At 71.1% G+C, this 15,014-nt stretch carries 10 protein-coding genes and 1 pseudogene; 3 read left to right on the forward strand and 8 right to left on the reverse strand.

The genetic code is table 11. The features are described 5' to 3' along the window. Complete coding sequence (gene paoC, locus EZH22_RS25140) at positions 1-2,211, forward strand: aldehyde oxidoreductase molybdenum-binding subunit PaoC (protein WP_203193124.1); 2,211 nt, start codon at positions 1-3, stop codon at positions 2,209-2,211. A gap of 126 nt (positions 2,212-2,337) precedes the next feature. On the opposite strand, the gene EZH22_RS25145 is transcribed toward paoC, so the two are convergent. The 5 genes from EZH22_RS25145 to EZH22_RS25165 all read right to left on the reverse strand — a co-directional run bounded on the left by EZH22_RS25145 (position 2,338) and on the right by EZH22_RS25165 (position 7,486). Then, positions 2,338-3,231 carry a MurR/RpiR family transcriptional regulator gene (locus EZH22_RS25145; RefSeq protein WP_203193125.1) on the reverse strand — a complete coding sequence of 298 codons (894 nt, stop codon included), beginning with the start codon at positions 3,229-3,231 and terminating at the stop codon, positions 2,338-2,340. A gap of 292 nt (positions 3,232-3,523) precedes the next feature. Next, positions 3,524-4,501 (reverse strand): ABC transporter substrate-binding protein, encoded by a 978-nt coding sequence (locus tag EZH22_RS25150; RefSeq protein WP_203193126.1) that lies wholly within the window; start codon positions 4,499-4,501, stop codon positions 3,524-3,526. Positions 4,502-4,520: 19 nt separating this feature from the next. After that, entirely contained in the window at positions 4,521-5,567 is a 1,047-nt protein-coding gene (locus tag EZH22_RS25155) for a FecCD family ABC transporter permease (RefSeq protein ID WP_203193127.1), read from the reverse strand. Next, on the reverse strand, positions 5,564-6,625 hold the full coding sequence (locus EZH22_RS25160) for a FecCD family ABC transporter permease (protein WP_231711139.1): 1,062 nt from the start codon (positions 6,623-6,625) through the stop codon (positions 5,564-5,566). Before EZH22_RS25160 ends, EZH22_RS25155 begins: the two co-directional genes overlap by 4 nt. 24 nt (positions 6,626-6,649) lie before the next feature. Continuing rightward, a complete protein-coding gene (locus EZH22_RS25165; RefSeq protein ID WP_231711140.1) occupies positions 6,650-7,486 on the reverse strand; it encodes an ABC transporter ATP-binding protein in 837 nt (278 codons plus the stop codon). Positions 7,487-7,918: 432 nt separating this feature from the next. Here EZH22_RS25165 and EZH22_RS25170 point away from each other — a divergent pair, with 432 nt between their 5' ends. Further along, the gene (locus EZH22_RS25170) at positions 7,919-10,117 is read left to right on the forward strand and encodes a TonB-dependent siderophore receptor (protein WP_203193128.1); all 2,199 of its coding nucleotides are present in this window, start codon (positions 7,919-7,921) and stop codon (positions 10,115-10,117) included. Positions 10,118-10,427: 310 nt separating this feature from the next. Here EZH22_RS25170 and EZH22_RS25175 read toward each other — a convergent pair whose 3' ends face one another. The 3 genes from EZH22_RS25175 to EZH22_RS25185 form a co-directional block, all read right to left on the reverse strand. After that, positions 10,428-11,453, reverse strand: a complete 1,026-nt coding sequence (locus EZH22_RS25175) for a GGDEF domain-containing protein (protein ID WP_203193129.1) — start codon at positions 11,451-11,453, stop codon at positions 10,428-10,430. A gap of 149 nt (positions 11,454-11,602) precedes the next feature. Then, complete coding sequence (locus tag EZH22_RS25180) at positions 11,603-12,535, reverse strand: DMT family transporter (protein ID WP_203193130.1); 933 nt, start codon at positions 12,533-12,535, stop codon at positions 11,603-11,605. Positions 12,536-12,690: 155 nt separating this feature from the next. Beyond that, positions 12,691-13,167 carry a J domain-containing protein gene (locus tag EZH22_RS25185; RefSeq protein WP_203193131.1) on the reverse strand — a complete coding sequence of 159 codons (477 nt, stop codon included), beginning with the start codon at positions 13,165-13,167 and terminating at the stop codon, positions 12,691-12,693. Positions 13,168-13,390: 223 nt separating this feature from the next. On the opposite strand from EZH22_RS25185, the pseudogene EZH22_RS25190 reads away from it, so the two are divergent. Further along, positions 13,391-14,922, forward strand: a pseudogene (locus EZH22_RS25190) (ATP-binding protein). The last annotated feature ends 92 nt before the right edge of the window (positions 14,923-15,014 follow it).

Below are 15,014 nucleotides of genomic sequence, written 5' to 3' on the forward strand. Positions count from 1 at the left end.
ATGAAATTCGATGCTCCCGCGACCACCAACCCCATCGACCGGCTCAAGATCGTCGGCCAGCCGCTCGACCGGATCGAGGGCCGCTTCAAGACCACAGGCACCGCCCTCTATGCCTATGAGCACAACGATGCCGCCCCCAATCCCGCCTACGGCTATGTGGTGGGTGCATCCATCGCCAAGGGCCGCATCGCCGCCATGGACCTCGCGGCGGCCGAGCGCGCGCCCGGCGTGCTGGCGATCGTGACGGCGCAGAACGCGGGCCGGCTCGAAAAGGGCAAACTCAACACCGCCAGGCTCCTTGGAGGTCCCGAGATCGAGCACTATCACCAGGCGATCGCCGTGGTGGTTGCCGAGACCTTCGAGCAGGCGCGGAGCGCGGCGCGGCTCGTGCGTGTGGAATATGTGGCGGAGCAGGGCGCGTTCGACCTCGCCGAGGCCCGGGACTCCGCGGCCAGGCCGAGCGCGGAAGGCTTCGGCGGCTCGCCAGACACCGCCATCGGCGATTTCGCCGGCACCTATGCGGCGGCTCCGGTGAAGCTCGACGCCACCTACACCACCCCCGACCACGCCCACGCCATGATGGAGCCGCACGCCTCCATCGCGGCCTGGGACGGCGACCGGCTGACCCTGTGGACCTCCAACCAGATGCTGGCCTGGGGCGTCGCGGACGTCGCCCGCATGCTGCGCATCCGGCGCGAAAATGTGCGCCTCATCTCGCATCATGTGGGCGGCGGGTTCGGCGCCAAGCTGTTCGTGCGCGCGGATGCGCTGCTGGCGGCGCTGGCGGCGCGGACGACGGGGCGGCCGGTGAAGGTGGCCCTGCATCGTCCGTTCGTGTTCAACAACACCACCCACCGCCCCGCCACCATCCAGCGCATCCGCATCGGCGCCAAACCGGACGGGACGATCACCGCCATCGGGCACGAAAGCTGGTCCGGTGACCTGCCCGGCGGCGGCCCGGAGACGGCGGTCAACCAGACGCGCCTGCTCTATGCCGGCGCCCACCGCATGACCGCGACGCGGCTCGCCGTGCTGGACCTGCCGGAGGGCAACGCCATGCGCGCGCCCGGCGAGGCTCCGGGGCTCATGGCGCTGGAGATCGCCATGGACGAGATGGCCGAGAAGCTCGGCCTCGACCCGATCGAATTCCGGATCCTGAACGACACGCAGGTGGACCCGGAAGAGCCGCAGCGGCCGTTTTCCCAGCGCCAGCTCGCGACCTGCCTGCGGACCGGGGCCGAACGCTTCGGCTGGAGCCGGCGCAACCCGCTGCCGGGACGCACCCGCCACGGGCGGTGGCTGCGCGGCATGGGGGTCGCCGCGGCCTTGCGCAACAACCTGCTGACCAAGTCGGGGGCGCGGGTTCGCCTCGACGGGCGCGGCATGGTGACGGTGGAAACGGACATGACCGACATCGGCACCGGCAGCTACACCATCATCGCACAGACCGCGGCCGAAATGATGGGGGTGCCCATGGAGAACGTCATCGTGCACCTGGGGGATTCCGCATTTCCGGTGTCCGCGGGATCGGGCGGCCAGTGGGGCGCCAACAATGCTACCGCCGGCGTCTATGCCGCCTGCATGAAGCTGCGCGAGGAGGTGGCGCGCAGGCTCGGCTTCAACTCGGAGGATGCGGTCTTCGCCGATGGCGAGGTGCGCGCCGGCCAGAGGGCGGCTCCGCTCGGCGGCGCGGCGGCCCAAGGCGAGATCGTGGCCGAGGATGCCATCGCATACGGCGACCTGGACAAGACGCACCAGCAATCCACCTTCGGCGCGCATTTCGTCGAGGTTGGAGTGGATGTGGCCACGGGGGAAATCCGGCTTCGGCGGATGCTGGCGGTGTGTGCGGCGGGGCGGATTCTCAATCCGAAATCGGCCCGCAGCCAGGTGATCGGGGCGATGACCATGGGCGCCGGCGCCGCCCTCATGGAGGAGCTGGTCGTCGACAAGCGGCACGGCTTCTTCGTCAATCACGACCTCGCCGGCTACGAGGTGCCGGTGCACGCGGACATCCCGCACCAGGACGTTGTTTTCCTTGATGAAACCGATCCCCTCTCCTCCCCCATGAAGGCCAAGGGCGTGGGCGAATTGGGCATCTGCGGGGTCGGGGCGGCGGTGGCGAATGCGGTCTACAACGCCACCGGCGTGCGCATCCGCGACTATCCCCTGACCCTCGACAAGCACCTCGACCGGCTGCCCGAGATGAGCTGACCGGCCGGCCGGGAAAGCCGACACCGTCCCGACACCGCGCATGTCGGGACGGTGTCGCCCCGGTGTCGGCACCCGACATGTCGTGCCGTCGGCCTCGGCCTTCGACCGATGCCGGGTGGGTCACGCTCAAACGCCGCGCGGCGGCTTGCGGATGTCCTCGTAGAGGGTGTGGAGGCGCTCCAGCGAGCGCACCGAGCGCTCGGGCTCGGTGGCGGCGAGGCCGAACACCAGCATCTCGATGCACATGAGCACGAGGCCGTGCAGGGGCACCGTCTCCGACTTGCCGCGCGGCACATGGATCACCACCCGCGCCTGCCGGCCGAAGGCGGGCGAGGCCGAGCCGGTGAGCAGGATCATCGGGACGTCGAGCCGGCGCGCCTCCTCCAGCGTGGCCGCTCCCTCCCGGTGGGCGCTCGCCTGCCCCATCATCACCAGCACGTCGCCGCGCCGCATGGCGAGCAGCTGTTCCCCGAGCGCGATGCCGGTGCGGTTCAGCGCATAAGCATGCCGCCCGTTGCGCACCAGCAGCCGGGCGGCATAGTCGGCGATGATGGCGGAGGCGCCGATGCCGAACAGGCCGATCCCCGCCCCGCCCCGCATCAGCTCGATGGCGGCGGCGATGGCCCGCCGGTTCTCCGGCTTCGTCACCTGCTCGATGCCGGCGAGGTGGCCGGCGCGGACGAAATCGATGGAGGCGTCCACGTCCCGCGTGAGCTCCTCGGTGGTGGCGCTCATCTTGTCCACGGAGGAGATCACCTCGCCGAGGAAGCCGGCGAGCGTGCGCTTCAGGTCCCTCAGCCCGTCGAAGCCCAGCGCCTGCACCGCCCGGATCACGGTGGCATCCGAGGTCCCGGTCTCGGCGGCGATCTCCAGGGCGGACTGGCCGAGGACGGCGCGGCGATTCTCGTTGATATAGTCGGCCACCACCTTGAGACGGGGCGAGAGCGTCGCGCCCCGGGCGCGCAGGCGCGCCCCGAAACGATCCACCCGGCTCTTGCGCCCTTGCGACGGCGTCGTCATGGCGCCCGCCCCCGCTCCTCTCCTCATTCCACGTCCTCCATGCTGGCACAGGGCACAGCGGAACACCAATGGCGGAGCCGGAGGCCGGCGCGCGCCGCCCTGTGCCCCGGCCCTCGCCCTTTCTCGCCGCGTCATGCCCCGGCTTGTCCGGGGCATCCATCCAGCAGCCCGCTCCGCCCTCACCGGCCGGCATCAAGCCCGGCCCCGGCGCGGATCCCCCGGACCAGCCGGGGGATGACGGCGCGGTTGGACATCGTCATCCGCACAGAACCAAACCCGCTCCCGGCGGCCCCTAGCGCCCCGGCCCCGCTTGCCCCGGCGCTTCCCGCCGCAACACCTCCCGCCGCAGAACCTGGGCCTCCACCACCGCCACCAGCAGGCTGAGCGCGGCATAGGTGTTGGAGATGGTCTCGTCGCGCGGCAGCAGCAGATGGCGGCCCTCGCGGCAGGCCTTCAGCATGCGGCACCAGCCGGGCATCACCTTCTCCAGGGCGGCCACCTCCTCGCCCGGCCCGCCGCCCTGGTCGGAGCGGAAGGTGCCGAAGATGAAGTCGGCATCGAGGTCGGGCAGGTGTTCGGCGCTCACGTCCATGCGCCCGCCCTCGGGGATGGCGTCGATGATCGGGGGGAAGCGGAAGCCGGCATCGCGCAGCACGCGTCCCAGCGCCCGGTCGGTGTGGAACACGGTGAGCTTGCCCTGGTTGGCCTGGAAGGCGGAGACGGTGATGCGCGCGGTGTCCACCAGCCCCTTCAGCTGGGCGATCTGCGCCGCATAGCGCTGCTGGAGCGCGGCGAGGCGCGCCTCGCTGCCGGTCAGCGCCGCGAGCTTGCCGTAGATGGCGGCGGGCCCGCCCTTCAGGTGCTCGATGCTCACGGTGGGGGCGATGGCCTCCAGCTGGGCGAGCGGCGTGTCGCGGGTGGGCGAGGTGACGATGAGGTCGGGCTTCGCCGCCACCACCGCCTCCAGGTCGATGGCGTTGGCGCCGAGGAAGGCGATGGGCGCCGTGTCGAAATCCACCCCGGTGAGCAGCTTGCCGGCGCGCAGGAAGCGCGTGCCGTCCGGCCGCACCCGCCCGTGGCTCGCCACCGGCATCACCCCGAGCTCGATGAGCGGCAGGGTGAGGTCGAGGTCATGCAGGGAGACGATGCGCCGGGGATGAACCGGCACCTCCACCGTACGGCCGAGATCATCGGTGAAGGGGCGGGTCTGGGCACCGGCACCGCCGGCGAGGACAACGAGAAGAAGGGTGCAGAACAGGCGGGGGATCATCGGGGCCTCACGGGAGGGCTCACAGCTGGTCGCGGCGGCGCCACAGCAGGAACAGGAACAAGGGCACGCCGGCGACCGTCATCACGATGCCGGCGGGGATCTGGAGGGGGGCGAACAGGAGGCGGCCCACGGTATCGGCGGCCAGCACCATGGCGGCGCCCACGAGGGCGCTCGCCACCAGGAGCGCCGACTGGCCGCCGCCCACGGCGAAGCGCGCCATGTGCGGCGCCATGAGGCCGACGAAGCCGAGGCTCCCTACGGCCGAGACCGCCGCCGCCGTCATCAGCACCGGCGCCGCCAGGCGGGCGGCGGACAGCGCCTTCAGCCGCACGCCGAGCCCGGTCGCCACCGGGTCGCCCAAAAGGGCCGCGTCGGCGCCGCGGGCGGTGGCCAGCAGCAGGACCGCGCCGGCCGCGCCCCACGCCGCCGGCGCCGGCAGCAGCGGCCATGAGGCGGCGTGCAGGCTCCCCGCCAGCCAGACGAGCGCGGTCTCCACGTCGTTGATGTCGGCCGTGGTGATGAAGACGAGGAGCGCGGCGGAGAGCAGCCACGACATGCCGATGCCCACCAGCACGAAACGCACCCCGGAGAGGTCGCGGGCGAGCCCCGCCACCGCCAGCGCCACGGCGAGGCCGCCGGCCATGCCGGCCACCGGGCGCAGGCCCACCCCCGCCGCCGGCACGGCGAGGATGAGGGCGAGCACGGCCACGCTCGCCCCCTCCTTCACGCCGATGAGGCCGGGATCGGCGAGGCTGTTGCGGGTCAGCGCCTGCATGGCGGCGCCGGCGAGGCCGAGCATGGCGCCGGCGAGCATGGCGAGCAGCACCCGCGGCAGGCGGATGTCCCAGATCACCTGCGCCACCTCCGCCGGAACCTGCGCGCGGACCAACGCGGCGAGCACCTGCGCGGCCGGGATCGGCAGGCTGCCCGACGACAGCGCCACGAGCGCGCCGGCACCGATGGCGCATGCGAGCCCCACGCAGGTCGCCACCACGCGCGGGCGCAGCCGGAAGGCCAAGGGCCCGCAGGCGAAGCGGGCATAGCCGGCGGCGCGGGCGGCGGTCACCTGCGGCTCCGCGCGGCAAGCAGGAGGAACACCGGCACGCCCACCAGCGCCGTCATCGCCCCGGTGGCGAGCTCGCGCGGGGCGAACAGGGTGCGCGCCGCGAGGTCGGCGGCCAGCACCAGCGCCGCCCCGGCCACCGCCGAGAGCGGCAAGACGAGGCGCATGTCCCGCCCGGCCATGCCGCGCACCGCGTGGGGCACCACGAGGCCGACGAAGCCGATGGGCCCGGCCAGCGACACCGCCGCCCCGCACAGGAGCGCCGCCGCCGCCAGCGCGGCGAAGCGGGTGCGGGCGAGGTCCACCCCGAGGCCGCGCGCCACATCCTCGCCCAGGGCCAGGGCATTGAGCCGACCGGACAAAAGCAGCGCGAGGGTGAGGCCGAAGAGCAGAGGTGGCAGCGCCATCTGCAGCGCCGCGTAGGACTGGCCGGAGAGATCGCCGGCGAGCCACAGCCGCACGGCCGCCAGCGTCTGGTCGTCGAGGATGAGCTGGGCGGAGGTGAGCGCCGCGGCGAAGGCGGAGAAGGCGACGCCGCACAGGGTCACCTTCAGCGGCGTGAGGCCGCCCCGCCCCGCGCGCGCCGTGGCCACGACGAGGCCGAACACGGCGCCGGCCCCCAGCGCCGCCAGGAACGGGCGGGCGGCGGGGCCGGACAGGCCCGGCAGGATGCGCTCCAGCGCCGGGGCGAAGGTGAGCGCCGAGACCACCGCCAGCGCCGCCCCCGCATTCAGCCCCAGCACGTGCGGCTCGCCCAGCGGATTGCGGGTGACCGACTGCACCAGCGCCCCGCACAGGCCCAGCGCCGCGCCCGCCGCAAGGCCGGCGAGGCAGCGCAGCAGGCGCAGGGACACCACCACGTTGTGGTCGAAGCTGTCGGGATCGAAGGCGAGGAGCGCCTCGACCACCGTCCACGGCGCGACGGGCCGCGCGCCGACGCCGAGATGGGCCAGCGCCAGCGCCAGCAGCAGCGCCACGAGCCCGAGCATGCCGGCGACGCGGCCGAGGCGCAGGGGCCGCAGCCGTGGGCGGCGGGCGGCGGGCGAGGCGGCGACTGTCATGGCGCGAATCTCATGGCGCGAGCGTCATCGTGCGTCGTCCGCCGCGCCGACCGGGATGAACACCGGCGCGCCGGTGCGCGGGTTTTCCACCGCCACCACCTCGACGCCGAAGATGTCGCGCACCTGTTCCGGCGACAGGCGCGCGCCCTCCTCCACCACGGCGCGGATGCGACCCTCCTTCAGGCACAGCACCTGGTCGGCATAGGCCAGCGCCAGGTTGAGATCGTGCAGCACCGCCACCACCGTGCGGCCGTGGAGGCGGGTGAGGCGGTGCAGCAGGTCAAGCACCTGCAACTGGTAGCGCAGGTCGAGGAAGGTGGTGGGCTCGTCGAGCAGGATCACCTGCGTCTCCTGCGCCACCGCCATGGCGATCCAGCAGCGCTGGCGCTGGCCGCCGGACAGGGCATCCACCGGCCGGGCGGCGAAATCCAGGGTGCCGGTGAGGCGCAGCGCCGCCTCCACCGCCGCCTCGTCCGCCGCGCTCCACTGGCCGAGCAGGCCCTGGTGGGGGTAGCGGCCGCGGGACACCAGGTCGAACACGCTGAGCCCCTCCGGCACCAGCGGCGCCTGCGGCAGGATGCCCAGGGCGCGGGCCAGCGCCTTGGTGGGCAGATCGTGGATGGCGCGGCCGTCGAGCCGCACCGCGCCGCCGCGCGGCTTCAGCAGGCGCGCCATGGTGGAGAGCAGCGTCGACTTGCCCGACCCGTTGGGCCCGATGAGCGCGGTCATGCGGCCGGCGGGGACGGTGAAGCTCACGTCGTCCACGATCAGGCGGTGGCCGTAGCCGGCCTTGAGGGCGTCCACCGTGATCCGCGGTGCCCCCGCCTCCCGCGCCGGAGCGCCTGCCCGCTGTTCAAGCACCGATCCCGTTCCTTGCCCGTTCCCGACGCCGCCGGCTCCTGTCCGCCTGTGTCGCGGCTCGGCCTGTAGTAGTCAAACCTCCGGCGGGATGAAAGCGGGCCAGATCGGAATGAAAGGAAAGAGCAATTGGCCGGGGCCGGCGAAAGGCACGCCACTGTCTGTAATTATTAAAATTTAGAACTGTCACGACACCGCATGAAGGCGCTTGGAATTTCACCCCCTCGCCATCCGGCGGGCGGCACGATTGCAGATTGAGGTTGAACCTTGGAGCAATTTTAGTAAATCAGCATCCGGGCCGCATTTGAAATATTAGACCCGTTCCAGATTTTACTACTACATGCGATTTCGAACACTCCCCACCAGTCCGAGACGAAGGGCTGCCGGATCGCCCCGGCGGCGGGGGTCTCGAAGATAGGTTCGGGACCCGGGAACATGGCTTCACCCACGACATACCGCGCCCGCTTGCACCGTTCGGCCGCCGCTTTGGTGCGCGCGTCGGTGCTCGCCTCGACGGCCCTGCCGGGCCTCGCGCTGGCGCAGGACGCACCGCAGGCCGCGCCGCGGCCGGACGCGCCGCAGGAGAGCGAGACCGGCATCGTCGCCCTGCCCACCCTCGTGGTGCAGGCCGAGCGCGGCGACGGCCAGACCCAGGGCTACCAGCCCCTCACCAGCTCCACCGCCACCCTCACGCAGATGCCGATCCTCGACATCCCGCAGGCGGTGAACACGGTGACGCAGGAGGTGATCCGCGACCAGAACGCCACCACCCTCGACCAGGTGCTGCAGAACGTCTCCAACGTCACCATCGCCAACACGCTCGGCGGCACGCAGGACGCCTTCATCCGCCGCGGCTTCGGCGACAACCGCGACGGCGGGGTGCTCACCAACGGCCTGCGCACGGTGCTGCCGCGCAGCTTCAACGCCACCACCGACCGCGTCGAGGTGCTGAAGGGGCCGGCCTCCACCCTCTACGGCATCCAGGAGCCGGGCGGCATCATCAACGTCATCACCAAGAAGCCGCTGGAGAGCTACGCCGCCGTCCTCGACGGCTCGCTCACCAGCTTCGGCGGCGGCTATGCGGACTTCGACCTCACCGGCCCCATCGCCGGCACGAAGCTCGCGTACCGCTTCATCGGCGAATATCAGGACACCAATTACTGGCGCAGTTTCGGCGACACCGAGCAGGGGATTCTCGCCCCCTCCCTCGCCTATTACGGCGAGGACACGGTGGCGACCCTCGCCTACACCCATCGCGAATATTCGGTGCCGTTCGACCGCGGCACCATCTTCGACCTCACCACCGGCAAGCCGGTGCCGGTGGACCGGCGCACCCGCTTCGACGAGCCCTACAACGTCACCAACGGCACCTCGGACCTCGTCCTCGCCGGGCTGGAGCATGATTTCTCCGACGCCTGGAAGCTGAAGGTCAACTACGCCTACAGCCAAGACGTCTATGCCGACAACCAGGCGCGGGTCATCGCCTATGATTCCGCCACCGGCAACCTCACCCGCCGCGCCGACGCGACGCAGGATTCCACCCAGAAGGACCACAATCTGCGCGCCGACCTCAACGGCACGGTGAACGTCGCCGGCATGAAGAACGAGCTTTTGTTCGGCGTCGCCTACAACACTTACGACCTTCTGCGCACGGACATGATCCGCTGCAAGAACAAGACCGGCTTCAACATCTACAATCCGGTCTACGGAACCCTGCCCTACTGCACCACGGTGTCGGCGGCGGACAGCGACCAGACCATCCAGCAATCGCTCTACAACGGCTATGCGCAGGATGCGCTCTACCTCACCGAGCAATGGATCGTCGTCGCCGGGGCGAGCTACCAGTACTACACGCAGACCGCCGGCAAGGGCCGCCCGTTCAATCTCAACACCGATGCGGACGGCGGCGAGTTCATGCCGCGGGCGGGCCTCGTCTACAAGGCCACCGACAAGCTCTCCTTCTACGCCAACTACGCCACCTCCTTCGTGCCGCAGACCTCGATCGCCAGCTATATCGGCACGCTGCCGCCGGAGACCGGCGTCTCCTACGAGGCCGGCGTGAAGTTCGAGATCTTCAGGGGCCTGACCGGCACGGCGGCCGTCTTCAACATCGAGAAGGAGAACGTGCTCTACACCGAGGTCATCGACGGCGAGAGCTATGCGCGCACCGCCGGCAAGGTGCGCTCGCGCGGCTTCGAGTTCGACATCGCCGGCGCGCTCACCGACGAGATCAACCTCATCGCCAGCTACGGCTTCACCGATGCCAAGATCGTCGAGGACCCCGACTATGCCGGCAACGTGCCGGCGAACGCGGCGCGCCACAACTATTCGCTCTTCGCCACCTACGATTTCGGCAAGGTGTGGGGCGACAACAAGCTGAAGATCGGCGGCGGCTTCCACGGCCGCAGCGCCGCGCCGGGGGTGGCCGCCAACACCTACTGGCTGCCGGCCTACGTGGTGTTCGACGCCATGGTGGCCTACACCATCGCCGCGCCGACGCCTGTCACCGTGCAGCTCAACGTGAAAAACCTGTTCGACACCACCTATTACACCTCGTCCCAGGCCAACAACAATCTGGGCAACGCCATCGGCGACCCGCTGGAGGCGATCCTCTCGGCCCGGTTCACGTTCTGATTCCCGGACAAGACCCGGCGCACGTCGCCTTTCGCGCCCCGGGCTCCATCTGGGAGTAGAGGGCGATTCACCGGTCAGATTGATTCAATTTGCTTGGATCGTTGCTTGGATCGCGACCGAGCGCGGATCGACATTCAGATCGACCGGCGCCCGCCCTCCACCACCGTCAGGGCCGGGCCTGTCCCGGCCACCCGCGCGGTTGGGCCGGGCACATATCCTCGCAGGCCTGCGCCAGCGGTGCGGCGCGGATACCCGGGACAGGCCCGGTGAGGGCTGACCGCGCCCAACGGGGCGCATTTTCAAACGGGCTCTAAGCCTCCTCGCTGTCGGGCACCAGCGGGCGGTTCGGGTGCCGCCCGCCCCGCTTCGCCGCGTACATCGCCCGGTCCGAGGCCTGGATCAGCTCGCGCGGCGTGCTGCCCGCGTGGGGATGAAGCGCGAAGCCGACGCTCACCCCCACCCGCAACGCCGGCCCGCCGCCGGGCCGGTACGGCGCCCCGACATGCTCGATGATCTGCGCCACCACGGGCTCCACCTCCTCGGCGGTATGGGCCGACTTGAGGATGGCGGCGAACTCGTCGCCCCCCAGCCGCGCCAGGATGTCCCCCTCCCGCACGCAGCTCCTCAGGCGGTCCGCCACGTTCTGCAACAGCCAGTCCCCGGTGTCGTGGCCGTGCGTGTCGTTGATGGACTTGAACCCGTCGAGATCGAGATAGAGCACGGCGAAGGCGCCCCCCTCGGCCACCGCGGCGGCCAGGCACTGCTCGAAGTGCCGCCGGTTCGGCAGCTCGGTGAGCACGTCGTGTGCCGCCAGGCGGGCGATCTGCTCCTGCGCGCGGACGCGCTCGGCGATCTCTCGGGTCAGGTTCAGGTTGGCATAAGCGAGCTGCCGGGTGCGCTCCTGCACCCGCTGCTCCAGTTCCTCGTTGGCCCGCCGCAGCTCGGCGGCCGCGACCTTGCGCTCGGTAATGTCGACGAACAGCGCCACCACGCCGACCTTGTGCGGCGGGCTGTCCGGCGCCGGCTGCGACCACAGGGTGGAGGTGATCAGGTTCAGCCACACCAGCTGGTTGTCGCGATAATAGGGGATGTCGCTGTCGTGGCAGCTGTCGGCATTGTAGACGGCGTCCAGCAGCGCCTGCGCAAACCCGTCATTGGCCGGATCGCCGAACAGCTGGGTCGCGAAGGGCGCCTCGTCATCGCCCGCGGGCGAGAAGCCGAGGATGCGCTCGGCGGCCGGATTGAAAGCCCGCACGTGGCCCTGGCGGTCGAGGGCCAGAACCCCACCCTGCATGAATTCGAGAACACGGGTGAAAAGCAGATCAGGATCGACCATATGTCCCAACTCGGGCAGAGCCGGTGGATATTGGCAAGGTGGACGCCCCATGCGCAAGGGCGGCACGGGCGAAGCTCCGCGCAGGTTGCACCAGCCTTTGCGGTAAATCCCCGCTCTTTGACGCGGAACCCCGCGTCGCGACAGGGTAATTATCGGGATACGTCCGGGCGGGTACGCTCCGGCATCAGCACCAGCAGGGTGCCGGCGAGCACCAGCGCGATGCCGGCCGCCGCCGTCAAGGTCCAGTGGAACGCCTCGTACCAGGTGGAGAGCGCCAGCGCCACCAGGGGAAACAGCACCGCGCCGTAGCCCGCCCGGTTCGCGCCGATGCGGCGGATCAGCAGCAGGTAGATGGCGAATCCGGTCAGCGTCTGCGCCAGCACCAGATACACCAGCGAGCCGAGATAGCGCGTGTTCCACTCGACGATGAACGGCGACCCCCGCACCAGCGCGACCGCCAGCAGGATGACCAGCCCGTAGAAGAACCCCCATGCCGTCAGCGAGGCGAGCGGGTAGCCCCGCCGCCCGGCGACGCCGGACAGAAGGCTGCCAAGGGAAAAGCAGACGGTGCCCGCGAGCGCGAGCGCCAGCCCCTCGCCCATCCCGTTCACGCCCGTGCCATCGGCCACGGACGGGCCGAACACCAGCGCGAGCCCGGCGACGCCCGCCGCGGCCCCGGCGACAACCCGCCCCCGCAGCCGCAGGCCGAGGAAGGCGGCGGACAGCAGGGGCGTGATGACGGCGGAGAGCGCGAACACCACCGACAGCAGGCCGGACGGCAGGTGGTAGCCGGCATAATAGAAGCTCAGGAAGTTCAGCGAGAACAGCGTCGCGCCCATGGCCGCGAACAGGAGATGGTCGCGCAGGGTGAACGCGAGGCGCCCGCCGGAGACGAGCACCATGGCGAACATCACCAATGCCGCGACCAGGAAGCGCCACACCCCGGAGACCTCCGGGGTCACCAGGCCGAGCTGCAGCTTCAGCGGCAGCCAGCCGCTGCCGAAGATGAGAACGGTGGCGGCAAAGAGCAGCACGTCGGTGGGGCTGAACGCGGCGTCGAGGGAGGACCGGGGGGCCGGCATGCAGGACATCCAGTCTCGCCCGCAACCAGCGCAAAGGCGGCACCCCGGTATATATCGAACATCACACATGTCGGCCATGCGCCGGGCGCATGCCTTATCGGCCGGCTGCTCGGCTGACGGAGGGCGGGGCCGGTTCGCCGGCACCGCCGTGCGGCCTACCGGGCACCGGCGAACTGGTCGAGCAGCGCGTCGCGCGCGTCGGCGATGCGGCGATAGTGGGCGTCGCTGCCGCCTGCGTCGGGATGCGCGGTCTTGGCCAGCCGCCGGAAGGCGGCATTGATCTGCGACGGCTCGAGCGCCCCCTCGACCGGCAGGTTCAGCACCTCGCGGTGCTCCTTGTCGTCGTCGTCGAAGTCCGCCCGGAACAGGAAGGCGCGGCGCTGCTTCTGCGCCTCCATGCGCAGCTCGACCTGGTCCGCCTGCCACCTTTCGCGCGACATGACGAGGCATGCGCCGAAGGCGATCCGGCCCTGCGTCTCCAGCTCGTCGAGGCTGAACGGCCCGACGACGCCGTAGGGCGGCGCCAGCCAGGCCCTGCGGCCGCCCTCCTCCGCCTCGACCTGGCCGATCCTCACCATGTCGAGGACCCCGAGCGAGCCGTTCCAGACGACCCAATCCTCTTTGTCCGTCATGCCAAAATGTCCGACATGCGATCGCTTTCATGCATGAGCCGGCGCCGCACCCCCGTCTTTTGTGCGAAAGCGTTCGCGACAGCCGGACGGCCTGCGCGTCCATGCATATTCGGCGCCAAGGCCGCGCGCCGCCGGCCCCGTGCGGTGCAGTTGAACCCGCGGCAGGAATCGATATGAGTCCCGCCATGACTTTTTCCCCCCTCGCCGCACGGCGGGCGCCGCGATGACGGCCCCGGCCAAGGTGTCCATCGACCTCGGCACCCGCGCGGGCGGGGGAGCGGCCGTGCTGGACCTGGAGGAGCTGCTGGCCACGCGCCTGCTGGTGCAGGGCAATTCCGGCTCCGGCAAGTCGCACCTGCTGCGCCGCCTGCTGGAGCAGAGCGCCCCTGGGTGCAGCAGGCGGTGATCGACCCGGAGGGCGATTTCGTCACCCTGGCCGACCGCTACGGCCATGTGGTGGTGGATGCGCAGCGCGGCGAGGCGGATCTCCAGCGCATCGCCGCCCGGGTCCGCCAGCACCGGGTCTCGGTGGTGCTCAACCTGGAGGGGCTCGACGCCGAGCAGCAGATGCGCGCCGCCGCCGCCTTCCTCGGCGGCCTGTTCGATGCCGACCGGGATGCCTGGTATCCGGTTCTGGTGGTGGTGGACGAGGCGCAATTGTTCGCCCCCACCGCGGCTGGCGAGGTGTCCGACGAGGCCCGCAAGGTGTCGCTGGGGGCCATGACCAATCTCATGTCCCGCGGCCGCAAGCGCGGCCTCGCCGGGGTCATCGCCACCCAGCGCCTCGCCAAGCTCGCCAAGAACGTGGCGGCGGAGGCCTCCAACTTCCTCATGGGCCGCACCTTCCTCGACATCGACATGGCCCGCGCCGCCGACCTCCTGGGCATGGAGCGGCGGCAGGCCGAGATGTTCCGCGACCTGCAGAGCGGCCATTTCATCGCCCTCGGCCCGGCCCTGGCGCGCCGGCCGCTGCCGGTGCACATCGGCCCGGTGGAGACCTCGGCCCGCTCCACCAGTCCCCGGCTGGTGCCGTTGCCGGAACCGGCGGCCGCCGAGGACGCCCACGATCTGATCTTCACCCCCGGCGCCGACGAGGCGCGGCCCCTGGTGCCGCGCCGCCCGCCGGCGGTGGCGCCCACGGCGGACGTGCTGGCCCAGCTCGCCCGCAGCGTGCCGGCCGCCCCGCCGCCGGCCGCGCCGCCGGCGCCCGGCCTGTCCCCCGAGGAACGCCAGGCGGCCATCGACGCGGCGCTGCGCGAGATCCTGAGCGAGAGCGATGCCGGGTTCCGCACCATCGCCGTGCTCTACCAGGACTTCCTGGTGCGCTGCCGGATCCGCCGGATCGGCGGCGATCCCGTCAGCCTCCCAGCCTTCCGCCGCCGGCTGGCCGTGGCCCATGCCGGCATCGACATGGCCGAGGCGGAGGCGGAGGATTCCCCCTGGGCCGAGGTGCTCGGCATGGCCGGCGCGCTGCCGGAGGACATGCAGGGCGTGTTCCTCTCCCTCGCCCGCGCCGCCCACGACCATCGCCCCTGCCCGTCGGATGCCGACGTCGCCCGCGCCTATGGCAGCCGCTCGCCCGGCCGGGCGCGGCGGCTTCTGGCCTATATGGAGGAGCGGCAGGTGATCGTGTGCCGGCTGGACGGGCGCGGCCGGCGCATCGTGGCCATTCCCGGCCTCGCCTGGGAGACCGAGCCCGGCGATCCCAACGCCGCCGCCAGCGCCGCCCAGCCCGAGGCGACCCCGGCGGACTGAGGCGCGCACGCGAGCGCGGCGTTCCGGCCGCCGGTTCCCGCCGGAAGGCCGCGCGGGCGGTTTGTCACACCCGCCGCGCGGCCGTCGTGATA

The sequence above is a fragment of the Xanthobacter dioxanivorans genome, from assembly GCF_016807805.1.
Classification (GTDB): Bacteria; Pseudomonadota; Alphaproteobacteria; order Rhizobiales; family Xanthobacteraceae; genus Xanthobacter; species Xanthobacter dioxanivorans.

What these genes read in the sequence shown, in the direction of transcription:
- EZH22_RS25170 (WP_203193128.1), top strand. Translation starts at nt 7,919, where the DNA reads ATGGCTTCACCCACGACATACCGCGCCCGCTTGCACCGTTCGGCCGCC.
- EZH22_RS25175 (WP_203193129.1), bottom strand. Translation starts at nt 11,453, where the DNA reads ATGGTCGATCCTGATCTGCTTTTCACCCGTGTTCTCGAATTCATGCAG.
- EZH22_RS25180 (WP_203193130.1), bottom strand. Translation starts at nt 12,535, where the DNA reads ATGCCGGCCCCCCGGTCCTCCCTCGACGCCGCGTTCAGCCCCACCGAC.
- EZH22_RS25145 (WP_203193125.1), bottom strand. Translation starts at nt 3,231, where the DNA reads ATGACGACGCCGTCGCAAGGGCGCAAGAGCCGGGTGGATCGTTTCGGG.
- EZH22_RS25160 (WP_231711139.1), bottom strand. Translation starts at nt 6,625, where the DNA reads ATGACAGTCGCCGCCTCGCCCGCCGCCCGCCGCCCACGGCTGCGGCCC.
- EZH22_RS25150 (WP_203193126.1), bottom strand. Translation starts at nt 4,501, where the DNA reads ATGATCCCCCGCCTGTTCTGCACCCTTCTTCTCGTTGTCCTCGCCGGC.
- paoC (WP_203193124.1), top strand. Translation starts at nt 1, where the DNA reads ATGAAATTCGATGCTCCCGCGACCACCAACCCCATCGACCGGCTCAAG.
- EZH22_RS25185 (WP_203193131.1), bottom strand. Translation starts at nt 13,167, where the DNA reads ATGACGGACAAAGAGGATTGGGTCGTCTGGAACGGCTCGCTCGGGGTC.